The organism is Parabacteroides sp. CH2-D42-20, from assembly GCF_003670185.1.
Lineage (GTDB): Bacteria > Bacteroidota > Bacteroidia > Bacteroidales > Tannerellaceae > Parabacteroides > Parabacteroides distasonis.
In genome coordinates this window covers 116,998-141,336 of record NZ_RAYG01000004.1, presented here as the reverse complement: position 1 = coordinate 141,336, position 24,339 = coordinate 116,998, and the positions used below count along the sequence as shown (strand labels likewise).

Below are 24,339 nucleotides of genomic sequence, written 5' to 3'. Positions count from 1 at the left end.
CTCTTTAATTAATTTAGTAAGTCCCCTACATCTAGATAGGCGAACTGTATATCTGCATTCAGGCTCATTAAAATTCGGTTATTGTCTTTATCATAGCAAAATCTTATGACCGGATATCCGGTTTCTAACGTCTTTAGATAATTACCATCCAAATCGAAAACTACAAATTTTGTGGGATAATTAGTCTTTCCATTTGTGAAAGATTTATTTCCAGAGTAAAGAGCGACTATTCTATTATTACAAAATACCACAGGTCCATAATAGTCAATGCCATGCGTTTCCGTACTCCACTCAGTTCCATATACATTATACTTTAATGTTCCATCTAGATTACATATTGTCATCAAATCATGAGGGATATAAGTCTCCACATAAATACCATGTTCCATAGAGATATCAAAACAAACACGTTTCTTTTTAACATCCGGATGAGTAGTATAACTCATAGGTGTTATTTTGCCGGTTGCCATATTGAATTTTGCAACAATTGGATTGAAATTACCGTTGCCTAAACGTTGTATAATGACTCCAATAGATAATGTGTCGTTAATGTATGTATATTTCTCTATAACTAGTTGTTCATTCATTGTCATTTTTTCAATAGGTAAATATGCCGGATCTGCTATCGCACTATCCAAATCATAGCTAAAAATCTTATATTTACCAAAATCTGACACGTAAAACTTACGATTCATTTTATCTTCTTCTATAGACCCTATACGTGCGATCTCTCCCGGTCCTTGTCCTCTTGGGGCAATACTTGTTATATACTTAAAGTCGTTCTTATCAAAAATATGTACAAACTCATTTGCTGTTTTATAATCGGTGATAAGCATATAATTATCTATTACAATTGGCCATGAATAGCTATTGACAAGGATATCTTCTATCACGATCTCCTTTATCCGATCACGAACATTGATTACATTATCTCTTTTTCCTTGGTGTTTTTCAGTCGCAGAGTTTGAGGAACATCCCCAACAAAAAACGATCAGAAGAAATAGGCAGACTATTTTATTCATATCGAGTACTGTTTGATTTTGTGAAACATATTTCCTTTTTTAGAATGCTTAGGGATTAATGATCTATTTAACCCCTAAACATCTAAACTAGTTAAGCTGATATTATCATAAACTTACATGCCATATTCTCGATAGAAATAAATGCCATTACACTCGCATACACCACTACCATCTACACACCCATTCGGGCAGTAAGCCAGCGCCTCAGTGTTCGCCGACATAAGATCGGAAACTGAAACCTCCTCGTTAGTACTATCGGTATTATTGAACCCGAAAGCGGCTGCTATCGCCGCAAAGCTACCTATTGTTAAAATTTTCTTAAGCATAATGTTCTTGTTTTTGATTTGTTAATTGGAAATAATCCACACTTCCTAAGCCTATTAAACTTATGGAAATTGCCAAAACCTAACTTATAGGTCGATAACTTTTCGTACCTTTGTACACCTCCTTTCTTTTTAAGGGGTAGTGTCTCTACAGCGATGACGGGAATTCCCAGCTTATGATACAAGGCCATATGCATGGCGCATTGGGCATCCATACATACACGATCGGGAGACAGCTCCGCAATCTTTTTTTCCCAATCGGCCGCTCTCCGGGAAAAAGCCTGTTCCCTTTCTTGTGTAAACGCAGAGATTACGCATTCCAAGATAAAACGCAGACCCTTTACACGCAGCTCTTGCTTGTCCGAGTCCAAAAGATAATCCAGCATAACGCACTCAAAACCATTATCTTCTATCCGCTTCTTATGCTCGGCTTCTACCGCGCAATAAACAACTCGATGCTCTCTCTCCCGCCACTGATTCGCTAGCGCAAAACTTGCGTTCAAGTGGCCGATGGCGGGGTATATGTCGAATAATAGGGTCATGGCTTTCTAATCTAATAGGGTTCCTACATCTAGATAAGTGAATTGCATGGTGTCATTCATATTCATTATAATTCGATGATTGCTCTCATCATAACAAATATTTGCAATCTTATATCCCGTTTCTAATGTTTTTAAATAATTACCCTCCAAGTCAAAAACGACAAATTGGGTAGGCAAATTAGATTTTCGCTCTTTTGTAAAAGATCTCTCCCCCGAATAAAGGGCAACTATCCTATTTCCACAAAATATAACAGGACCGAAGAAATCTTTACCGTGTGTCTCTGTATCCCACTTAGGACCGTACACATTATATTTCAGATCTCCATCAAGACTACAAATAGTCATCAAATCATGTGGCGCATAACACTCCACATAAATACTATCCTTTAAAGATACAGCGAAAGTAATTCGTTTCTTTTTAACCTTTGGATTAATCGTATAAGGCATAGGGGTTATTTCTCTGGACCGCATGTTTAATTTTCCTATCACCGGTAAAAAATCATGACTACTAAGACGGTGTATGGTTATAGCGATAGACAATGTATCATTAATATATACATATCTGTCTGGAAAAACATCTTCGCCCATTTTCATCTTCTCAATAGGAAGATAGGCAGGATCTGCTATTGCGCTATCGATATCAAAACTGAAAATTTTATTTTTACCATGATCTGATACATAAAACTTACGATGCGCTTTATCTTCCGCAATATGACCTATATTGGTGATCTCTCCGGGCCCTTGCCCTTTAAGAGCGGTACTTGCTACATATTTAAAATCACTCTTGTTAAAAATATGGATTAATTCGTTTGCCGATTTATAATCAGTGATGAACAAATACTTATCAATAATCTGCATCAATGCGAAATTACTAATAAGAACATTCTCTATTGATATGCCTTTTATTTGATCATGCACATTAATTATATTTTCCCTTTTCGATTGATATTTTGCTGTGGTGGAATCAGAAGAACAACTCCAGCAAAAAGTTATTAATAAAAGTTGACAGATGACTTTATACATAAACAACATTTTTTAGAACGTTGACAAATCGATATTTTTTCATTCAATTAACATTTACAATAATTGGAGGTTAAAATACATTTAACCTCCAAAACGTTATACTTATATGAACCTTATGAAGCTATAAGATAACACTGGCTCGAATTACCCGCCACTATATTCTTTATAACAAGGATACCAACCATTACAATAACATCCATTTCCATTTTCTACACACCCATTCAGGCAATCAGCCAGCGCCTCAGTGTTAGCCGACATAAGATCAGAAACTGAAACCTCCTCGTTAGTACTACCGGTATTATTGAACCCGAAAGCGGCTGCTATCGCCGCAAAGCTACCTATTGTTAAAATTTTCTTAAGCATAATGTTCTTGTTTTTGATTTGTTAATTGGAAATAACCCACACTTCCTAAGCCTATTAAACTTATGGAAATTGCCAAAACCTAACGTATAGGTCGATAACTTTCCGTACCTTTGTACACCTCCTTTCTTTTTTAAGGGGTAGTGGGGAGAGTTTGCCAAGTGTTTCGAGGCGCAGGGCAAACCTCTCCTTTCTTTACCCGATGATTATTTATTCCGCTCTACCTCGGATCCGGAGCTTGGCCGGATATTCGGTATTGCATTTCAACTGAATGATCTCATTGAAGAAGCCGACATCCTTGGGATTCATCGTGACTTCCACGGTAGCGATTCCACCCGGGGGAATGGGCTGTTTCGGATATTCTACCGAGGCGCAACCGCAAGTGGAGCTTGTGGCAATGATAACCAGCGGCTTATCACCCGTATTCTTTACCTCGAAAAGCTGTTTCTTGCTGTCGCCTACCTTCAAGGTTCCCAAATCGGCCTTGATGGGGCTTACCTCGCTCGTTGTTATCAATTTGTCATCTTTTTCGTTGGCTGTATCGTAGGTCTCCGACAGCTGCTTGAAATACAGGCTTCGGATCTCCGTACTATGCACAGGATTGCCGATCACCAAGACCTTATTGTCTTTATCTAATAATAAGGTATGGAACTGGGGGAATGGTGGGAAATCGTTTAACTTGTTCAGCTCGCCATCAAAATCGATGCAGACCGGCAAGTCGAACAGATCCCTTTTAAAGAATTGGCACAACTCCTTATAGTCTTTCGGGAAAAAGAAAAACAGGAAAGGGATTTCCCCATCGCTTATCGAATTAGTATACTTAATCAATTCCTGCCATTTCTGCAATTGCAGTTTACAGTCCACACAACCGGAGGAATCCACATACACCAACACCTTATAGGGAGACTGGGGTATCGAGTAGTCCACAGTATCTTTGCCGTAAAGTGTGAATACGGGATGATCCGGGAATTTAACCTCTTTCCCATACCATTCCTTAACGATGGGAAGCAGCTCATTATCGCCCTTTTGCCTGCCACAGGATAAAAACATGATAAAAGTCAGCAGCATAAGCCATGTGTTCCTTTTCATAAGCCTATCAATTTAAGAGTCTGTAAAAAACACCTGAAATCTTTTCTTCATAAAGTTTCCATATCAGCCGGATAGTTTCTTTCTCTAGAGGGACTAAATTAAAAAAAGACGTATTAAACAGATGTAACGGTAATCACGATGGCAATATATAAAAAAAACATCGAACCAACAAGAAAAAGTAAAAAAAATTAACAAAAAAAATTAATATTCTTTTCTCAAGGATATACTTACTAAGCGAAGTAAGTACATATCCATGGGCACTTGCAGTATATCTTCTATGGCCAAGTAAGTATATATCCTGAAACCACTATGATGAAAAAATGTGACCCCTTTAACGCAAAAAGGCCATCCCGTTTCCGAGATGGCCTTCTTTTATATAGAAAGAATCTTATGTTCCGATTACAACTTGTCGTTAGAACCAAGAACGTTGATGATCTTGTGTTTGTAAAGTTTCTCCATGTTATCACGAGCCGGGCCCAGATATTTACGAGGATCGAATTCAGCCGGTTTCTCAGCAAAAGTCTTGCGGATAGCGGCAGTCATCGCCAAACGAGAGTCTGAGTCGATATTGATCTTACATACAGAAGATGTAGCAGCCTTACGCAACCACTCTTCAGGAATACCGATAGCAGCCTTCAAAGCGCCACCATATTGGTTGATAGTCTCAACCTCTTCCTGAGGAACAGAAGAAGAACCGTGAAGAACGATAGGGAATCCCGGAAGTTTCTCCATAACAGCGTCCAAAACGTCGAATGCCAATGGAGGAGGAACCATCTTACCTGTAACAGGGTCGATCGTACATTGCTCCGGAGTGAACTTATAAGCACCGTGAGAAGTACCGATTGAGATAGCCAAAGAATCGCAGCCCGTACGAGTAGCGAAGTCGATAACTTCCTCAGGATTGGTATACGTGTGGTGGTCTGAAGAAACCTCATCCTCAACACCAGCCAATACACCAAGCTCGCCTTCTACAGTTACATCAAATTGATGAGCGTACTCAACAACTTTCTTCGTCAAAGCAACGTTCTCCTCGTAAGGAAGGTGAGAACCGTCGATCATTACAGAAGAGAAGCCAGAGTCGATACAGCTCTTGCAAGTCTCAAACGTATCACCATGGTCTAAGTGAAGAACAATCTGAGGATTCGGGCAACCTAATTCCTTAGCATATTCAACAGCACCTTGTGCCATGTAACGAAGCAAAGTAGCGTTTGCGTACTGGCGAGCGCCCTTAGAAACTTGCAAAATAACCGGAGATTTTGTCTCTACAGCAGCCTTGATGATAGCCTGCATCTGTTCCATGTTATTGAAGTTGAAAGCAGGGATAGCATATCCGCCCTTGATAGCCTTAGCGAACATTTCTTTTGTGTTCACCAAGCCCAAATCTTTGTAATTTACCATAGTTGTTATTATGTTATTACGTTAATGATTAAAAACTTGCACAAAGATAATCAAGATTCACGACAAATGATGCTTCAAAGCATATAAAATAACACAAAATCAACGCCCTTGAAAAAAATAATACGATTTTCTTTGTTTGTTTGTGGCAAACCCTTACCTTTGCAAGCCAAAATACCGGTTACCAAATATATACAGAGTATAAATTAAAATAGATAATAAAGCAATGAAAAAAGGTATTCATCCTGAAAATTATCGTCCTGTAGTATTTAAGGACATGTCAAACGATGATGTATTCATCACTCGTTCTACTATTAACGCTAAAGAGACGATCGAGATCGACGGCGTAACTTATCCGTTGGTAAAGGTCGAGATCTCTAATACTTCTCACCCGTTCTACACTGGTAAGTCTAAGTTGGTCGATACAGCCGGACGTGTTGATAAGTTCATGAGCCGTTATGGTAACCGTAACAAGAAATAAGATTTCTTTCTTTAAGAAATAAAAAAAGGTCACGATTTGTATCGTGGCCTTTTTTTGTATCTTCGCGGGAGTTAACATAATGAAATATCATGGCAAAAACGAAAGAACAATTACTAAACATCTTGGATCAGTTCCAGTTGGACGAGAAAGTAGTTTCCGCTGAACCATTCGGAAACGGACACATTAATGATACATTGAAAGTGACCAACGAGAAAGGGGAGATCAAATACGTGCTACAGCGTATCAACCATTTAATCTTCACCAACGTGGATATGCTGCAAAATAACATCCATGTGGTTACCACTCATATCCGCAAAAAGCTGGAGGAAAAAGGTGAAACGGATATCGACCGTAAGGTATTAACCTTCTTGCCGACTAAAGACGGGAAAAAATATTATTTCGATGGAGATAGTTATTGGCGGGTATGCCTATTCATCCCTCGCAGCAAAAGCTATGAGGAAGTAACTCCTGAGCTTTCTTATGAGGCTGGCAAAGCGTTCGGTGATTTCCAGACCATGTTGTCCGATATACCCGAGGGTACGCTGGGCGAGACCATCCCGGATTTCCATAATATGGAGTTCCGCTTGCGACAATTCCATGAGGCTGTAGCCGCTAATCCGGCAGGCCGGTTGGAAGAGGTGAAAGATTTGGTAGAGGAGATCGAGAAACGTGCCGAAGCGATGTGCATCCAAGAACGCCTGTACCGTGAGGGCCAATTGAAGAAACGCACGAACCATTGCGATACAAAAGTTAACAATATGATGTTTGACGCTGATAGCGACAAGGTGCTTTGCGTGATCGACTTGGACACCGTGATGCCGGGCTTCGTCCTTTCCGATATCGGCGACTTTATCCGTACCGGAGCCAATACGGGTGCCGAGGACGATGAGAATCTGGATAACGTAAACGTTAATATGGAGATATTCAAAGCCTATACCCGTGGATATATGGAAAAAGCCAAGGCGTTCTTAACTCCTACCGAGATCAAATTGCTACCTTACGGTGGACGCTTATTGACTTATATGCAGACCGTTCGTTTCTTAACCGATTATATCAACGGCGATACCTATTACAAGATCCATAGCCCGAAACATAACTTAATCCGCACAAAAGCCCAATTCAAGCTACTTCAAAGCCTAGAAGCCCATGCGGAAGAGATGGATCAGTTCATGAATCAATGGTTATAATATAAAGTAACTGAGGAATATAAAAACGGGCGGGATGACTCATCGATTCATCCCGCCCATTCTTTTTATTTCGTCCAATAATCCAACACCGTAACCGCCGATGCCTTCCCTCCTAACACCTTGCCAAACGCTTTATGCGCCGGATGTACCAAATAGGCGTCCCGATCCGCATCCGAATGAAAAGTCAAGAAAAAGCAATGAGTCAAGCCCTGTTGCAATCCCTCCGGACTACAATCTGTTCCCCACTCATATCCTTTGATCAAATCGATTTGAGAAGGCAACTTACTAAAGGCATCCTCAACCTCTTTCACCTGCGCCTCGGACACATCCGGCTTAAAACCGAACATAACAACATGGCGAAGAACTTTCTCCGGCTTTTGAGTATTCGAACAGCCTACCATAGATACCGAGAACGCGATAACCGCAAGGATAGATAATACAGATACTACTTTCTTCATGATATTCAAGATTAGATTTCTATTGCTTTGTTATACGTTGCAAAGATAGTATAAAATCCAGTACAACTTGTCCAAAACCTCCGTATCCCTTAGTCCTTTCCATCCCTATCTTTAGACTTTTCCTCTAGAGACATCCATCATCTATCAACTGTTGGACGATCATGCAACGGCTGGTAGAAGATCATGCAACAGTTGGTGGAAGATCATGCAACGGCTGTCGCATGATGAACACAAGCAGACAAAAGGGCTAACATCTGTAAGGATACAGCCTAAACCTACAAGGGAAAAACCTAATACTATAAAGGGATTATTTTCAAGCGAACCAAATCTTAAACCTCGTCAATCCATCCGGATAAGAGCGAAGAGAGAATCGGCAATCATGTTTTAACAGCACCTCACGGATAAAGATCAAGCCGATGCCCTGTCCGTTCGGCTTCGTAGAGAAGAACGGGCTGAATAGTTTCGTTTCCGTATCCTTGTCGATGCCCTTGCCCGTATCGGCGATCTCCAAGCAGGTGGGACGCACTGTCGTCCGGATATAGATCTTTCCATCCCGATCGATGGATTCGGCGGCATTCTTGATAATATTGACCAAGACTTGCTCGAATAAGGAATTATCCAAATTCACGACTGGAGATTCCTCGCTCAGATCCATGACAATCTCGATATTCCGGTTCTGGCAAACCGTCTCCATAAAGCGTTTGCAAGCGAACACCACTTGGTTCAATTCTTGCGGACGGCTTTGAGGTTCGGGTATACGCACCACATCAGCGAAATTGGTGATAAAATGGCTCATGCTATAACAACGTTCTATGGAGACCCGCAAAACCTCGCAGACATCCTCCATATCCTCCATCCCACTGAAAGTGGACTCCAGCGTATCCAAGGTAGAGGTGATACCCGCGGTCGTATTATTCACCTCATGAGAGATCATACGTATCACCTTCTCATACGCCTTCTTCTCGGCCTTGAACACCTCTTGGGTCAACGTCTCTATCAAATAAAATTGGTGGTGAAAACCCCGGTCTACGAATGAGGAATGCGTACATTTATAAATATTAGCGTCGTTCAGCCGGACGGTTTGCGCTTGATACATCGGAACCCGTACCAATTCTTCCGCCAAGGGAGAATCTAGTTGAAGAAAACGTTTTCCCACCATATCCTCCGAGCTTTGCGCGCCAAACAATTTACACGCGGCCGGGTTCATGGATAGAATCTCCTCATCCAAGTTCAAGATGATCACTCCCATCGGAGAGGCGTTGACCAGCAAGTCCAAGAAATGGTTTTGCTCCCGGAGGTGCAAACGCTCATTCTTCAACTGCTCCATCATCTTATTAAACACATCGACCACCCGGTCCGCCTCCGTTTGCCCGACCTTTCCCAAGCGGGAACTAAAGTCTTGCTCTTTCAACAACTCCATACCGTTACCGATGATATGCAAGGGCTTTATGATACGGCGATAAAAGACAAATAAATAGATGATCGTAAGCAAGACCAAGGCTTCTACCGCAAAAAACATCCGGATAGAAGACGTATAAAAGACATAATAAGTCACCACCGCCAATATAGTCAACAGCAGCGTCGTCAATATCCAAAATAATCCTTTCAGCCTCATCCTCGCCTCTTCTTATTTATCGATCGGGATTCCGTATTTCTCTAATCTCCGGTACAAGGCGGCACGACTGATTCCCAGTGCCGTAGCGACATGCGATAAATTACCTCCATGCGCTTCCAAGGAGCGTAAGATGGTTTGCTTCTCCAACTCATCCAAGGTCAAGCCCTCCAAAGAAGACGGAATCGTCGATTTAGAGCCGGATGTATTCATGCAATGAACCTCGAAATCAGCGGCATCCAAAAGCGTCTTACCCGACACAAGGATCGTCCGCTCCACCAAGTTCTTCAACTCACGGATATTACCGGGAAAAGGGAGACGGCTTAAATAGGTCTGGGCATCCGATGAGAACTCCACCCTCGGTAGCCCATTGACCTCCGATTGCTTATCCGCGAAATATCGGGCCAGCAATGGGATATCCTCCCTTCGCTCACGCAAGGCGGGTAAATGCACCGTGATCAAATTGATCCGGTAAAAAAGATCCTCACGGAACGTACGGTCCGCCACCATCGATCGTAAATCCCGGTTCGTAGCGCTTACGACCCGTATATCCACCTTCCGTGGGCGGCTATCCCCCAAGACCTCAAAGGTCTGGTCTTGCAATACCCGAAGCAGCTTTACTTGGCAAGACAGTTCCAAATCGCCGATCTCATCCAAGAAGATCGTACCTTTGTTCGCCATCTCGAAACGCCCTACCCGATCCATGTACGCGTCCGTAAAAGCCCCCTTCTTATGTCCGAACATCTCGCTCTCAAAAAGACTCTGGGATAGTCCGCCTAGGTTTACCTTCACGAAAGCCTCTTTCGACCGAGGGCTATTCGCATGGATCGCTTCCGCGATCAGCTCTTTACCCGTACCGCTCTCGCCGGTAATCAAAACAGAGGCATTTGTCGGGGCGATACGCGAGACCGTCCCCAATATATCCATCAAAGCGGCACTTTGCCCCACGATCTTATCAAAATGAAATTTATGGTCGGCATCCGAACGGTTCAAGGGAGCGTTTGTCTCTTTCTTCTGCTCGCTCAATTCCAAGGCGGTCCGGATCGATTTCAATAATACCAAGTTATTCCAAGGCTTCGTGATAAAATCGAAGGCCCCGGCTTGCATTCCCTGCACCGCCAAAGAGATCGATCCCCAAGCGGTCATCAAGATCACAGGTACATCGGGACGAAAGATCTTCACCTGTCTCAATAATTGAATCCCCTCCTCGCCCGTGGTAGTCAGCGTGAAGTTCATATCCATCAAGATCAGCTCCGGCGCCGTGGCACGGACCACCTCCAAGGCCTCCTTCGGCCCCGGAACCGCCTCCGGCCGGAAACCCGCACGTTTTAGCAGGAATGTAAGCGAGGAACGAACAGCCGCGTCATCATCTATTATCAGTATCATATAATCAATTTATCGTTTCACGATTTCCTCGAAATCGGCATCTAATGTACGATTATTCAAGAAATCATACAATGTTATACTACGGATGTTATAAAAATAGCGCCAATAATAATACAGTTCTTGGATATGCTTTTGCTTCGCGTCATCCTTCGAGCTCTGGGCGTCATTCAGGTCTAGGATATCGATCTTTCCGATCATGAAAGTCTCGATCGAGGTCTTGTAGCGCTTTTCCGCCAACGTGTCCACCTCGGCGGCTATCTCCAATTGAGCGGCCTGATTGTTGAAATTCTCCACCAAGAGGAAGATATCTTGATTAAAATCCATTTGCTCCTGACGAATCTTGGAAAGTACGACATCCCGATTCGATTCGGCTACTTTTACCTTTCCCTTCCGTTTTCCCCAGTCCAAGATAGGAATCGAAAGCCCGACCTCTACGATCTGGTTATCTTTCAATGGATTGTAAGCTCCTCGCATGGACATATCCTTACCGGTATAACCCACGGAGGCAAACAGGTTAATACTTCGACGGTTTCCCTTGGCGGTCGCCACATCATAATCCGCTTCCAACTGGCGGCGCATGATATTCTTTGAGAACGAGTTATTTTCTTGAGCCTTCTCCAATACCGCCTGATAATCCATACGGACTCCTTCTATCGCCTCGGGAAGAACAGGCTCGATTACGTCTTGCTCGCTCATCCCTAAAAAGGAACGGAGCTTGAACATCATCGCGTTGTAATTGGATTGAGCCTCGGTCAGCCTGCCTTTCGCTTGCAAAGCCGACTGTTTCAAGCGCATCAACTCGCTCTCCGAGATATGCCCGATCTTACGCTTCGCTATCGCTATATCATAGAGTTTATTAGCATTCTGCAAGTTCTGATTACAGATATCCAGATTATCTTCCGCCAACAGTAAGTTGAAGTAATTCGTGATGGTAGCGATCGTTACATTCTCCACGTTCTCCATATAAGCGGCCTTAGCCTCTTGGTAACGAACAGGCTCGATACGACGTTTCCATTTTTGGTCATTCACACCGAAGATCGGTTGCGTCAATGTCAAACTAACAGGTACGCTCATAAACTCGTTGTAAGCGCCACTACCTAGCTGACGGGTAAAATCCAAAGAGGTATTCAAGGCGATCTTACCTCCGGTCAAGGCTATGTTCTGGGCGATAGAGATCTCTCCATTTAAGCCTAAGGCATTGTTTTGCACATAGGTATAAGAACCATCCGATTGCTGGTACTTCGAGTATTGCTTGCTATATGAAGGCAGAGTCCCCGTAAATATCACTTCCGGCAACTGATCCGCCCGATGCGTACGGAATTCCCAATAGGCCGTTCGCAACTCATTGAGCGCCACGGCAGCGTCTACGGATTGAAGCTGTGCGATCTGGATCGCTTGCCGCAGGGTTATTCGAACTTTATTCGTATTGTCTTGGGCACATACTCCCGAAATCCCCGCCCACAGACAACACATCGCTATATAGATCCTTCTCATCTTAGTATAAGTTTTTTTATCCTGCCTAAGGCAAAAGGCATGCCAAAAACATATACTATTGATAATCCGATAAATAGGAATATTTAAAGTGTTCGATAATGAACAGTGTGTTCGTTTTTGGATACTTATCTTTGAATGAGTTGATTATTGACGATCGATTTATAGACCTCTTCCCGTAAAGGGCGCGACACCGGTATTTTATGCTCCCCAATGATTAATAGATTTCCTTCTATCGCTTGTACATAAGAAAGATTTACGATGAAAGAGCGGTGCACTTGCATAAAAATTTGTGCCGGCAGCGTTTCCAGTATACTCTTCAACCGGAGATGAACGATCTCTTTGGAAGTGAGGGTATGGATAACAATATAGTTCTCCATACCCTCTATAAATTGAATCTCCTTTAAATAAAGCCTTTTAAGTTGCTTCTCCGTCTTGACAAAGATATAAGCAGGCTCCTCGCTTTTCGATGTAGATTCCATCAACGCATGTGCTTTATTGACCGATTTCAGGAAACGGGAAAAAGAGATCGGTTTCAATAAATAGTCCACCACGTCAAACTCATATCCTCTCAACGCATACCGCTCGTATGCCGAGGTGATAATAACCTTCGGTGTGTTCTGAGCACTCTCCAAGAAGTCCAGTCCAGACATATCCGGCATCTCTATATCCAGAAAAAGCAAATCCGCCTGAACCGAATTCAGCATATTATTGAGTTGTATAGCGTCCTCACATTCTCCGACGATGGTCAGAAAATCAATTTTACCGATGTGTCGCCGAAGTCCTTTTCTGGCGATTGGCTCATCATCCGTTATGATACACTTTATTTCCATATTATTCTGATAAATCAATACATAACTCAACCCTAAAACGGGTATTGTCTTTTTTTATACGTAACTCATGTTTATCCGGGTACAATAGCTCCAATCGTTTTCTCAGATTGTCGATCCCAATGCCTTTCCCCTTTCTTTGTTCCAAGGAGTCCGGATTGAAAGTATTGCTTACCCCAAAGCATACCTTTGAATCCTCTTTCCGCATAGATACTTGTATCCAATACGCTTCGCCCACATATTTAAACGCATTCTCCAATAATGGAAGGAAAAGCAACGGATGTATTTTTTGTCCGGTCAATTCCGAGTCAAAGGACTCCTCGAACTGTAAGCGTTTCGTCATACGAAGTCGCTGGAATTGAATATATGTTCGCAAATAATCAATCTCCTCTTCGATCGTCACTTTCGTATTTATATCATATAATTGATAACGGAGTAAGTCCGAAAGTAACTCTACAGCCTCAATCGCTTCCTCATTTTCCTCATCAATCAAGAAATAGATCGTATTCAAGGCATTAAACAGGAAATGGGGATGGTATTGCATCTTCAGCAACTTTAATTGGGTTTCCAATTGATCTACTTTCATTTTCTCCAATTGGACGATTTTCTCCGAATAGCGTTTGGCTAATATATTATTACGGATCAAGAAATAGTATAGGAGAAAGATCGGCACAGCTACCGCATTGATCATTAACGCCTCTCCCCACCGATAGGTCGTTCCATTTATAGAATAGATCACGATATACAAGCCGATATTGAGCACGACTAAATTAAACAAGACCACCCACAGATATTCCCGGAACACCGGACGGGACCTCCGCTCTTTATTCCTATCTAAAAAAATATTAGCCAAGTAATTAAAAAACAAATAAGATAAGCTAACGCCGATCAATATAATAGCAAGGGCCTTGATACGCCCGATCCATGCGTCCACTCCCAGTTCCCACATGCGGACACCATAAGCGACATCCGTAACAATCCACAGGCAACAGATCGTCAATATCGCCATTAGCAACGGACTTAGAAAGTTATATTTTATCTTCATATCTGATTTCAAGCCATAAATTTATTCTTTTACTTTGATCTATGCTCGTATCACGGGCACTTTTTTAATCAACGAAGTTATCGTTCCAGATAAAAACCAACAAGTAATCTTGACGAATTGCGGAATATGAAAGGTGAATATCCTGTTTGTTCGTCAGGATATGCGATAAAGGCAAAAAATACCTATATTTGCCCTCCTCAATAAGAGATGCTATAAAAATGAAGAATGACGGTTTCACATTTCGAAAGAGAGCCAGAAGCTTTAAATTCGCTTTCAACGGAATCAAGCTATTGATCACGAAGGAGCATAACGCTTGGATCCATTGTTTCGCGGCAGTTTGTGTACTTATAGCCGGGGTGGTATTCGGACTTTCCCGCATGGAATGGATCGCAGTAACGATCGTGATCGGAGCGGTATTAGCTGCCGAGGCGGTCAATTCATCCATCGAGGCCCTAGCAGATTTGGTCTCCCCTGAGTATAATGAGGCTATCAAGCGAACGAAAGACTTGGCGGCGGGAGCCGTATTATTGATGGCGATAGCGGCAGCGATCGTCGGGTTTATCATTTTTATACCTAAAATAGCAACTATATTTTAAATCTATGAGACATATCCTTTTCGCAATTACAATGCTCATGCTGTGCCTGTCCGTTAACGGACAAGAATTGAAGGTGACCGGTAGCCGGAAAGCCATACGGACCTCGGGAGACGTATTGGTGTTTATCACTCCGGTGGCGAGTTTGGCGACAGTATTGGCAACCCAAGATTGGCAAGGGCTGAAACAAGGCGTATTCACCGGGGTTACGACATTGGGCGTAACCTATGCGCTGAAATACCTAGTGAAGAAAGAGCGGCCCGACTTCAGCGATAATCATTCGTTCCCATCCATGCATACCTCCGTATCCTTCGCGGGAGCCGCTTTTATCCAAAGGCGTTATGGATGGAAATGGGGTATTCCGGCTTATGCGGTATCTACCTACGTGGGTTGGAGCCGGGTCTATGGAAAGAAGCATGATTGGTGGGACGTGGCGGCGGGAGCCGTTATCGGCGCCGGTAGCGCCTATATCTTTACCCGTCCGTTCGCGAAGAAACATAACCTGTCTATCAGCCCGGTAGCGGGAGACGGGCATTATGGGGTATATGCGTCAATGACGTTTTAACTCGCGGATTTTTGCCAAGCACGAAAACAGCCCGGCCATGTATCACTACAAGACCGGGCTTTCAATTGTGTGTATGTGTGAAATATGTAAGTTAACTCTTATTCATAATGCAACGCCTCCGCTGGCTCCAAGCGGGCTGTCGAGTGGGCGGGATACCATACGCCACAGATGATCATGAGGACGATCAAGACAAACGTAATCCCTCCGCAAATCGCAAAGCGCAGCCACGTGAACGGAAGCTGATAGGTATCTATCAAATCCATATGGGCGATGTTGAAGCTGATGACTAAGGACGGGATGAACGCCAAGACCAGCAATAGGACACCCTCTCCCACCATGATCGAGTTCAACTGACGGCGGGTAGAGCCTAAGGCCATCCTAAGCCCCATCTCGCCTTTGCGATATTCCGTACGGAACCAGAAGGTACCGATGATACCGAGGAATATATTCGCCAATAGGAAGCAGGCTACCGCCACACGGGTTTTCACCTCGTTCTCTACGCCGATCGAACGGATATAGCCGTCGCGAATATATGACAAGGGCTGTACGTCTAGCAGATAGAGGTTGCCTAGCCGAAGCTGTTCGGCCATATCCTTGCGGAAGCGTGCGGGGAAATCAGCATTATCGACATCCGGACGGACACGTACGCAGAGTCGCACGGCATCTATCATCCCCTCATAGTATCCTTCCTCCATCCGGCTTAGCCGCAGGGCCCTATAGACGTTGGGTTCCGCCTTGGTGTACTCATGACGGCGGATGGGAACGTTGATACCACGGATTGTCTCCTCGATCTCGTCGGTCACATTCCCCCGGTACGCCTTTTGCCCGAGTAGGGAAAGGCCGGGATTCATCGTCTCCACGTCGGCGGAGATTACGATGGAGTTGTTATCCTCGATGGCCCGTTTCAAGGAAGCCGTCTTGCCGTCCTTATCATAGATACGGAACACGTCGAAGAACTCCGGGGTGACGAAAGCATAGCGGCAGGGCACCTGCAACGTATCAATCCGCCAAACGAGGTTACGGCTTCCCATATAATAAGGCATCCCCCATCCGTAAGGCAGGCCGATTCCACGCCGGGATAGGTGCGGATGCGATCCAACGCCGTCAGCAGATGAACACCATCCGGCCGCTCCCGCTTCTCCTTCGGGATATAATCCGGGCTTCTTTCCGAAAGGCTGCTGATCACGATGCTGTACGTATGCCGGATATCGAAGCCCAGAGGAGCCGTATACGTGCGCCCCATCACATACAGGTAGTCCACAAGGAACCAAAGGAAGACCGAGACCAGCAATAACTCAGCCCACAACCAAGCGTTTTGCTTGCGCTGGTTCCAGATCAATTGTAATAAATGTCGTATCATATCTTTCTATTATTTTAGTATAGCTATCATCCAATGCGGGAGATTAATGAACATTCTCGTTGAGAGCCGAGATGATACGCATCCGTGAGGCTCGCCAAGCCGGGATTCCGGCGCTCAGCAGGTTCAACGCGAGACAAGCAAGGAACGCGTAAAGGAAGATCACCGGATTGAACATCATCTCCGCATTGACAAAGGTGCGACCGATACCCATCGACGCCGTGCCCGTATCTAGCAACCAATCGGACAAAAGCAGTACGGAGGCGTATGAGAAAAACAAACCTAACACACCCCCCAGCAAGGTCTGCAACAGATTCTCGTAGAGTACCTGCGTCAGTAGTTCCGAGCGTGTCGCCCCGAACGCCTTCCTCACCCCGATCTCAGCCATACGTTTACGCATCCGGCTTTGCGTGATACCGCTCATGTTGATGGCTGGGATCAGCAAAAGGACAAGAACGATGATAACATATTTCATTACCAATTCCCGTACATTCGGCTCAGAGAAAGCATCCTCGCGAGCCAAATCGCCCAAATGGGTATCGGGTCCTCCTCCAATTTTCAGTAGGTGCGTGCTTTGTGATTCGTTAAGGCGAGCGATATTCGCCTCGGCCTCGGAGTGGATCGCATCAAAGTCGGCGGACGAACTTGCGAGGATATAACAACGAAAGCCCCCGACAAGACGGTCGGAATCATTATCATACAGGGAATTGTCGGTGGTATAAGGCAACCAGACATCGCCATAGGCTGACTCGGCTAGCAGGGAGACATCCCGCACGACGGCACGAATGGTATAGGGCACGTAGCTGATCTCGACGGTACGGCCTACGACCTCGGTCGTGCCATAGAGCCGACGTGCCACGGACTCGCTTACCACAGCATCCATGATGCCACTTTGTACTTCTTCCTCGCCATAAGGCTTACCAGAGAGGAAACGAAAGTTGAAGATATTCCAGAACGCCGCGTCCGTAAAGGTCACGTCGCACTTGAACTCCACCGTATGATCCGCCACTGCCACCAAGCGTTGCACGCCATGATACGCCATGCCTACCTTCTCGGCAGAGCACAAGGGATAGAAACAATCTTTCACCACCCGGGAAGCGAGAAGGTAGCAGTCGTTATAAGATTCGTTCTCTTTGTAGGAGGCACGGGTATCACTGACGTACATCATCCGGTCCCGATTGTCTTCCGGTGAGTAATTGGCGGTACGCATCTGCCATACGATCACGATCACCATGATCATGCAAATCGCCAAGGTCGTACCGAAGATAGAGACTCCGGAAAGGAGCTTGTTCTCTTTCAATAAGGCCCAGGCTTGTTTTAGATAGATATTGTACATATTTATTTTATTTATCTGTTATCATTCATACCGCAACGCCTCGGCAGGCTCCATCTCGGCGGCCCGGCTAGCCGGGAGCCATATCCCCACGAGGATCGCCGCCGCCATCAAGAGCCACACGGCGATGTTCACCAGCAGGAAGCGCAAGGGCATCATCGCCGGCCAGTAGTTATCGGGAAGCACCATCTGCGGACCGTAAGGCAAGTCCATCAGGCCTGCCAACACGATCTGCGACTCGATCAGGAGCGCAAAGGGCGTGATCAGTGCCAACATCACGATTCCCTCGCGGAACAGCATCCCCCGCACCTGTCCCCGCCCGGAACCGATCGCCCTCCGCAGGCCGATCTCCCCCCGGCGTGTCCGGATGCGGTACCAGAACGTACCGATCACGCACAGCAGGATATTCACGCACAGGAAGACCAACAACGAGAGGCGTATCCGGTAATTATAGGTAATGCCAAAGGCAAAATCCATGTCGGCCTTATAGCGGTGGTAGGGTGTGAGGCGCTTCAGGAAGAAGTTGCCCGTCCGTAACTCCCGGCTCATGCGCTCGCGGAAAGCCTCGGCGAACCGCACATCCGACTCGCCTCCGGCCACCCGGATGAAATAGTTCATATCCGGAATCTCGCCATAGTCCGGTCGCTTGGGAAAGAAAAGGACACCTCGCGGCAGGTCGTTGTCGAGGCGTTTCACGTCCTCCAGCACGCCGACCACCCGCTTGTGGGCCTCGCTCTCCGCAGGGTCATCGGAATCCGTGATCAACCTCCCCACGGCCTGTCCCTCACCGAAGAGCTTCCGCTCCATCTGCCGAGTAATGAGCACCGCCCGCGGGTCGCCCCAGTCGTAATCGGCGGTAGAAACCACCTGCCCGTCGGCGGCGCAGCGCTGCGAGAAGACCTCCAGGAAGTCGGTCGTCGGGTCGAACCACATCGCCATGCAGCCGATCGTGCGGGCCGTATCCTCCACATTGCGTATCCCCGTGCCGTTGTAGCAAGGGCTGTAGGGCAAGGAGGCACAACCGTAAGAGGCCCCCACCTTCGACACGCCCGGATAGGCGCAGAGTCGCTCCAGGATACGGGCGTAGTGTACCGGCAGGTTCACCGAGTCGCTCTCGGCAGCCACGTACTCGCGAGCATTCTCCGGCAGGAGTCCCATCTCCACCAGCCACACTCCGTCGTAACTACGGCCGACGGGCAGGCTACGGTTATAACTCTCCACGAAAAAGTAATCCAGCAGGAACCATGCCAAGCAGAACACCAATAACAGCTCCAAGCAGACCGACAGGCTCGAACGCCAGCGGTTTATCAATTGTTTACATATCATTAACCACATATCTTTTACCTCCTATCCATTTAAGCGTTCAACGAATTCACGATCGGACGGCGCGAAGCCCTCCAAGCCGGCCACAGGGCCGACATCAAATTCAGCAAGAAGCAGACGAGCAGCGCCGCAGTGAATATCCACGGGTTTAGCAGCCCCTCCAAGGGGAGCGACACCTCCACCCCGTCGGGAATGGCTTGCGAGAAGCCGTTGCCAATCTTAAACACCCACGAGCGCATCCCCCCGGCCACGAGGAAGGAGAACAGCAACCCCGCCAATCCTCCCAGCACGGTATACAACAGGTTCTCTACCAAGACCTGCCCCAGCAACGTTCCGCGGGGTGCCCCGAACGCCCGGCGCACGCCCAGCTCGGCCAGCCGGCGTTCCATCCGGGAGTCTACCATCCCCAAGAGGCTCACAGCCGGCACCAGCAAGAGGAAGAAGATGATGATAGCATAGCGCGTCAGCTCGCCGGCGAGATCCAAGTCCACACCCGAGTAGTAGCGGAAGACGCTCTCCCAGTGCAAGTCCGGCGCACCATGTGCGGTAAAGGTACGCCCCTCGCCCAGCGAGTGCCCGTAGGCCCGGAACCGTTCGCGGAGCCGCTCCTGCGCCTCCCGCAACGAGGCTCCCTCCTTCACCAGCGCATAGCAGTAGAAAGAACCAAGGCCGGGGTTGCGCTCGGCGTTGCGCAGCTCACCCATCTCCCAGTCCTTGTTGTAGGTATAAGGATACCAGATCTGCGCATAGACGCGGTCGAGCAGGTACGAGGCGTCTTCCACCACGCCCGCCACACGGAACTCCTCGAAGTTCACGCTCAGCACGCGGCCCACGGCCTCCTCCTCGCCGAAGACCCGACGGGCCAGCGAGCGGGCGATCACAACCACGGGCAACCCGCTACTCACGTCGACCGCAGTGAAGGGTTTCCCCTCCACGAAGCGAAAGGAGAAGACCCGCCAAAAATCTTCGTTTACCGCCATGCGTACCGTGGGCTCCTGTACAGGCGAACCTTCCGGCTGTACGAATGTAGTTTCTTGGTCACGGGTAATCGCCACGGCCTCCAGCTCCTCGTTGGGCATCACTTGCTCACGGATCAACCGGCTCGATAGCCGGCTGCTGCTGTAGCCGCCATTACCATATTCCACCGCCCCATAGCGGATCACCAGCATCCTGTCCCGGTTCATCTCCGGATAGAGTGGGGCCGTCTTCACGTAAAACACGATGGATAGCACCATCACCAACGTGATGGCCAGCCCCGTCCCCACGATGTAGACCGAGCTGAAGAGCCGCTCCTGACGGAGCAGGGCCCAGGCTTGTTTAAAGTATATCTTGTACATATTTATTCACGTTATCTTTTTTATCTTTACCACTTAACCATTCATTAAACCCGTTACCATGGATAAAAAACAACTAGCTCCCTCGGGCGAATACCACTCCATCTACGGCAAGCGACTGAAGCTGGCGGGCGATCGCCCCGAGGGAGGCCTCTACCTCCGCTCCGCCATACCCGGCAACGCAAATGCTACTGCACCTGCCTTCCGTCGAAGAAGCGTACCACGCGACTGGTCTGCTGGGCCTGCGACTCGTTGTGGGTCACCATCACGATGGTACGTCCGTCCTCCTTGTTGAGTTGGTGAAGCAGTTCCATGACCTCGATACCCATCTTGGAGTCCAAGTTACCGGTCGGCTCATCGGCGAGAATGATGTCGGGGTTACCTACGATCGCACGGGCGATGGCTACGCGCTGACACTGGCCGCCGGAGAGTTGCGTCGGGAAGTGGCGCATACGGTGGCTCAGGCCTACCTTCTCCAGCACGGCCTCGGCCAGTTTGCGGCGCTCCGAGGAAGAGACCTTGCGATAGAGCAAGGGAAGTTCCACGTTGTCCAGCACGTTCAGGGAATTGATCAGGTGAAAGCTCTGGAAGACGAAACCGAGTTGCTTGTTACGGAAAGCGGCCAATTCCTTATCGTTCATGCCTACCGTGTTTACGCCGTTGATCTCGACCGTTCCGGAGGTAGGTAAGTCCAGCAGGCCCATGATATTCAACAAAGTGGACTTCCCGCATCCGGAGGGTCCCATGATGCTGAGGAACTCGCCTTGCTGTACCTCTAGGTTCACGTTTTCCAACGCAACTGTCTCTATCTCTTTCGTACGGTAAATCTTCTGTAAATTCGTTAGTTTGATCATGATTGTAATATTTTAAATGATTAATGTTCTGTAATGTCCTCCTATAAGCAAATAGCATGCCAAAAGTGTAAACAACTGAATCACAGCCACAGTCCATAAAAAAAAGCTGTCCGATAATGAACACTCGCTTCATTATCGGACAGCCGGGACGGACAATCGTGTCTTATAACTAAATTATTCGTATCGCAACGCCTCCGCCGGGGCCATCCGCACCGCCTTGTGGGAGGGGAGCCATACACCGAGACCGATCATGCCGCCCAGCAGCAGGTAGGCGAGGCCCGAGGTGGCCGCAAAACGCAGCAGGGTGATCGACTCGCGGTAGGTATCCAGCTTGTCGAGGTAGGCCATGTTGAGGGCGAAGAGCAGCAACACGGGCAGGGTGACGGCCAAGAGCCCCAAGCCCTCCATGAGTATGTACCGGCCCAGCTTGGCACGACTGGATCCAATCGCCATACGAAGCCCGATCTCGCCCCGTCGCCGCTCGGTGCGCAACCAGAAGGTACCCACGATACCAAAGAATACGTTCACGAGGAGGAAGCTCATCGTGGCCAACGTTTGCTTGTTTGCCCGCTTTGCGAAGGCAAGGAGACGCTCGCGCTGATCCGTCAGCCGGGTGACACCCTGCACGAAGTAGTTGTTTACCGTCAATCGCTCCGAGGCGTTCTCCAAGAGGCGGTACATCTCATCCTCCGTCATCGCCCGGCGCACGCGCACCGAGAGCTCGGCGTTCTCCACGCCAAACTGCCTCATGCACTCCTCCAGCGTCTCCCCTTTCAGGATGGAGAAGTAGCAGTTCTCGGGGCGATCGAAATCATTGCTCCGGAAGGTGGGAAGCACCGCCACCACGGTAAAAGGGTTCGAGAAGTCATCGTTCCCGGAGATCTGTCGACCTACCGCCGACTGGCCACCGAAAAAGTGCTCCTCGCCCGCCCGTGTCAAGACTGTCGGACGATGGGTCTCGCACACCAACGGGGTGACATCGCGCCCCTGCATGTCCTTGATCCGGAATACCTCAAAGTACTCCGGCGAGACCCTCAGCTTATGGTAACTCCGGGCCGACAAGCCTGTCGTATCCCCGCCCACGGGGAATAGGCTCCCCCACGAGTTGCCGAAGGAATAGGGCATCGACCAGAAGGTCACACACGCCTCTTCCACCTCCTCCAGCGAGCGGATCCGGTCCATCAGGGCCAGTAAGTCCTGCGTATCGGAAGTCTCCCGGAGCGAGTCCGGCACGAATCCCGGCGCTTGCTGGGAAAGGCGGGAGAGGCGGAAACGCCACGTGTTCTCAATATCGTATCCCATAGGGGCGTAGTAGCAACGCATGTCTACCCACAACTTATCCAACATGAACCAAACTGCGCAAACCACGAGCAACAGCTCGCCTACGATCCAAATGTTACTACGGCGTTGCGCCCAAATAATCTTGATTATATGCTTTATCATAGCCTTTATTATTTTAATCCTCATTTCCACTCAAAGAATCCACGATCGTCCCGCAGGCAGCCCGCCACGCCGGGATCCCGGCACTCAGCACATTCAGCAAGAAGGCGGCGAGCAAGGCCGCGGCGAACAAGCCCGGCTTGATCAGCATGGCCGCAGTGAAGGTGATATTCGGATCGTTCATCACCAACGACTTGCCCAACACCAGCAAAAGGATGGAGAGTGGCAACCCGATCAGACCCCCGATCAAGGTCAGCACCAGGTTCTCCGAGAGGATCTGCCGCAACAGGTCGCCACCGGTAGCTCCGAAAGCCTTGCGCAAGCCGATCTCCTCCCGCCGTTTCTGCACGGACGACTGTACCACGCCGGTCAGGTTCAGCGCCGGTATCAGCAAGAGGAAAAGGAGGAACGCCCCCGACTCGGCCATGAACGTCTGCCAGTCCACCTTGTTCCAGGCGTTGCTGCCCATGGCGGAATCCACCTGTGAGAGTGCCCCGGCAGGGAAGTTCACGTTATAATCCACCTTGCTCTCGTTGTAGCACCTTACCTGCTGGTCCAGTTCCGCACGGACTGCCTCGAAGCCGGAGGCAGAGCGGGCCAATAGGATCATAGAGAGATCGCCCGATATGTTCTCCCCGTAGTCCGGCTTCGGAGTCATGAGATTATCGTTACACGAATAGGGGATGCAAACATCGAAGAACGAGGCCATCAAGGGGTTGGGTACGTCACGCGTCACGCCGCATACGGTGTAGGTCACGTAATCCAGCACGATCTGCCGGCCTACCGCCCGCTCGCCCCCGAACAAGCTTGCGGCCATGCGGTTGGAGATGACCACCCGGGGGATCGCCGACTGGAAATCGGCCTCCGTGAAAGGCGTTCCTTCCACGAAATCGAAATCGAAGATCTTCCAGTAGCCCGCATCCGTATAACAACACTCATATTCCTTGAAAAGCCGTTTTTCCGGCAACGAGACCGGATGGCTCGCCCTCACGTAGGCCGCCACCGCCTCCGGTTCCCGCAAGGTATAGAAACACTCTTTCACCACCTCGGCCGACATGTTGCTGCGGTTACGGTTTCCGGAGCCATCCTTTGGATTCGCCTCCGTACCCCAGACGTACAACATACGAGCCCGGTTCGACTCCGGGGCGAAGCCCGCCGCATTGATCTGGAATACCAACACCAACACCAGCACCACGGCGATCGCAAGAGCCGTCCCGACGGTCGAGATCAAGCTCACCAGCGGGGCTTCCTTCAGCTGCCCGATCGCCTGCTTTACAAATTGCTTATACATACTAT

The 24,339-nt window shown here is 47.8% G+C and carries 25 protein-coding genes; 4 read left to right on the top strand and 21 right to left on the bottom strand.

Translation table 11 applies throughout. The features are described 5' to 3' along the window. Nucleotides 1-8 precede the first annotated feature (8 nt). The 7 genes from D7V92_RS04030 to D7V92_RS04000 form a co-directional block, all read right to left on the bottom strand. A complete protein-coding gene (locus tag D7V92_RS04030; protein ID WP_008774512.1) occupies nt 9-1,022 on the bottom strand; it encodes a BF3164 family lipoprotein in 1,014 nt (337 codons plus the stop codon). 113 nt (nt 1,023-1,135) lie between these two features. Next, the gene (locus tag D7V92_RS04025) at nt 1,136-1,348 is read right to left on the bottom strand and encodes an NVEALA domain-containing protein (protein ID WP_008774513.1); all 213 of its coding nucleotides are present in this window, start codon (nt 1,346-1,348) and stop codon (nt 1,136-1,138) included. Continuing rightward, nucleotides 1,330-1,887 (bottom strand): hypothetical protein, encoded by a 558-nt coding sequence (locus D7V92_RS21955; RefSeq protein WP_036613077.1) that lies wholly within the window; start codon nt 1,885-1,887, stop codon nt 1,330-1,332. Before D7V92_RS21955 ends, D7V92_RS04025 begins: the two co-directional genes overlap by 19 nt. Before the next feature lie 6 nt (nt 1,888-1,893). After that, entirely contained in the window at nt 1,894-2,910 is a 1,017-nt protein-coding gene (locus D7V92_RS04015) for a 6-bladed beta-propeller (RefSeq protein ID WP_008773421.1), read from the bottom strand. A 144-nt stretch (nt 2,911-3,054) separates the two neighbouring features. After that, nucleotides 3,055-3,273 (bottom strand): NVEALA domain-containing protein, encoded by a 219-nt coding sequence (locus D7V92_RS04010; RefSeq protein WP_034531971.1) that lies wholly within the window; start codon nt 3,271-3,273, stop codon nt 3,055-3,057. A gap of 207 nt (nt 3,274-3,480) precedes the next feature. Beyond that, complete coding sequence (locus D7V92_RS04005; protein WP_034531973.1) at nt 3,481-4,359, bottom strand: DUF1573 domain-containing protein; 879 nt, start codon at nt 4,357-4,359, stop codon at nt 3,481-3,483. Nucleotides 4,360-4,758: 399 nt separating this feature from the next. After that, on the bottom strand, nt 4,759-5,757 hold the full coding sequence (locus D7V92_RS04000; RefSeq protein WP_036613082.1) for a class II fructose-bisphosphate aldolase: 999 nt from the start codon (nt 5,755-5,757) through the stop codon (nt 4,759-4,761). A 223-nt stretch (nt 5,758-5,980) separates the two neighbouring features. Here D7V92_RS04000 and D7V92_RS03995 point away from each other — a divergent pair, with 223 nt between their 5' ends. Further along, a complete protein-coding gene (locus D7V92_RS03995) occupies nt 5,981-6,235 on the top strand; it encodes a type B 50S ribosomal protein L31 (protein WP_005854707.1) in 255 nt (84 codons plus the stop codon). 89 nt (nt 6,236-6,324) lie between these two features. Further along, nucleotides 6,325-7,422, top strand: a complete 1,098-nt coding sequence (locus D7V92_RS03990; RefSeq protein ID WP_005854705.1) for a phosphotransferase enzyme family protein — start codon at nt 6,325-6,327, stop codon at nt 7,420-7,422. 65 nt (nt 7,423-7,487) lie between these two features. On the opposite strand, the gene D7V92_RS03985 is transcribed toward D7V92_RS03990, so the two are convergent. From D7V92_RS03985 to D7V92_RS03960, 6 genes are all read right to left on the bottom strand, one after another. Then, nucleotides 7,488-7,880 carry a Dabb family protein gene (locus tag D7V92_RS03985; protein ID WP_057319801.1) on the bottom strand — a complete coding sequence of 131 codons (393 nt, stop codon included), beginning with the start codon at nt 7,878-7,880 and terminating at the stop codon, nt 7,488-7,490. Nucleotides 7,881-8,193: 313 nt separating this feature from the next. After that, complete coding sequence (locus tag D7V92_RS03980; RefSeq protein ID WP_057319800.1) at nt 8,194-9,495, bottom strand: PAS domain-containing sensor histidine kinase; 1,302 nt, start codon at nt 9,493-9,495, stop codon at nt 8,194-8,196. A 12-nt stretch (nt 9,496-9,507) separates the two neighbouring features. Further along, nucleotides 9,508-10,878, bottom strand: coding sequence for a sigma-54 dependent transcriptional regulator (locus D7V92_RS03975; protein ID WP_121772310.1), 1,371 nt, complete (start codon nt 10,876-10,878; stop codon nt 9,508-9,510). Between the two features lie 9 nt (nt 10,879-10,887). Next, the gene (locus tag D7V92_RS03970) at nt 10,888-12,372 is read right to left on the bottom strand and encodes a TolC family protein (protein ID WP_121772309.1); all 1,485 of its coding nucleotides are present in this window, start codon (nt 12,370-12,372) and stop codon (nt 10,888-10,890) included. Nucleotides 12,373-12,497: 125 nt separating this feature from the next. After that, nucleotides 12,498-13,202, bottom strand: coding sequence for a LytTR family DNA-binding domain-containing protein (locus D7V92_RS03965; protein ID WP_121772327.1), 705 nt, complete (start codon nt 13,200-13,202; stop codon nt 12,498-12,500). A 1-nt stretch (nt 13,203) separates the two neighbouring features. Then, the gene (locus D7V92_RS03960; protein ID WP_121772308.1) at nt 13,204-14,244 is read right to left on the bottom strand and encodes a sensor histidine kinase; all 1,041 of its coding nucleotides are present in this window, start codon (nt 14,242-14,244) and stop codon (nt 13,204-13,206) included. Nucleotides 14,245-14,462: 218 nt separating this feature from the next. On the opposite strand from D7V92_RS03960, the gene D7V92_RS03955 reads away from it, so the two are divergent. Together D7V92_RS03955 and D7V92_RS03950 are read left to right on the top strand one after the other, a co-directional pair. Next, the gene (locus D7V92_RS03955) at nt 14,463-14,840 is read left to right on the top strand and encodes a diacylglycerol kinase family protein (RefSeq protein WP_005854690.1); all 378 of its coding nucleotides are present in this window, start codon (nt 14,463-14,465) and stop codon (nt 14,838-14,840) included. 4 nt (nt 14,841-14,844) lie between these two features. After that, a complete protein-coding gene (locus tag D7V92_RS03950) occupies nt 14,845-15,402 on the top strand; it encodes a phosphatase PAP2 family protein (protein ID WP_008773430.1) in 558 nt (185 codons plus the stop codon). Between the two features lie 98 nt (nt 15,403-15,500). Here D7V92_RS03950 and D7V92_RS22695 read toward each other — a convergent pair whose 3' ends face one another. The 8 genes from D7V92_RS22695 to D7V92_RS03910 all read right to left on the bottom strand — a co-directional run bounded on the left by D7V92_RS22695 (nt 15,501) and on the right by D7V92_RS03910 (nt 24,334). Beyond that, nucleotides 15,501-15,992: an ABC transporter permease gene (locus tag D7V92_RS22695; RefSeq protein WP_370035884.1), complete on the bottom strand. Its 492-nt coding sequence runs from the start codon at nt 15,990-15,992 to the stop codon at nt 15,501-15,503. A 314-nt stretch (nt 15,993-16,306) separates the two neighbouring features. Continuing rightward, entirely contained in the window at nt 16,307-16,762 is a 456-nt protein-coding gene (locus D7V92_RS22395) for a hypothetical protein (protein WP_233572785.1), read from the bottom strand. Between the two features lie 43 nt (nt 16,763-16,805). After that, nucleotides 16,806-18,095 carry an ABC transporter permease gene (locus D7V92_RS03940; RefSeq protein WP_036613099.1) on the bottom strand — a complete coding sequence of 430 codons (1,290 nt, stop codon included), beginning with the start codon at nt 18,093-18,095 and terminating at the stop codon, nt 16,806-16,808. A 21-nt stretch (nt 18,096-18,116) separates the two neighbouring features. After that, the gene (locus D7V92_RS03935) at nt 18,117-19,418 is read right to left on the bottom strand and encodes an ABC transporter permease (RefSeq protein ID WP_121772307.1); all 1,302 of its coding nucleotides are present in this window, start codon (nt 19,416-19,418) and stop codon (nt 18,117-18,119) included. Between the two features lie 29 nt (nt 19,419-19,447). After that, the gene (locus D7V92_RS03930) at nt 19,448-20,752 is read right to left on the bottom strand and encodes an ABC transporter permease (RefSeq protein WP_087343329.1); all 1,305 of its coding nucleotides are present in this window, start codon (nt 20,750-20,752) and stop codon (nt 19,448-19,450) included. A gap of 185 nt (nt 20,753-20,937) precedes the next feature. Beyond that, entirely contained in the window at nt 20,938-21,603 is a 666-nt protein-coding gene (locus D7V92_RS03920; RefSeq protein WP_008773438.1) for an ABC transporter ATP-binding protein, read from the bottom strand. A gap of 174 nt (nt 21,604-21,777) precedes the next feature. Next, complete coding sequence (locus D7V92_RS03915; protein WP_121772305.1) at nt 21,778-23,046, bottom strand: ABC transporter permease; 1,269 nt, start codon at nt 23,044-23,046, stop codon at nt 21,778-21,780. 13 nt (nt 23,047-23,059) lie between these two features. Beyond that, nucleotides 23,060-24,334, bottom strand: a complete 1,275-nt coding sequence (locus D7V92_RS03910; RefSeq protein ID WP_121772304.1) for an ABC transporter permease — start codon at nt 24,332-24,334, stop codon at nt 23,060-23,062. Between the last annotated feature and the right edge of the window lie 5 nt (nt 24,335-24,339).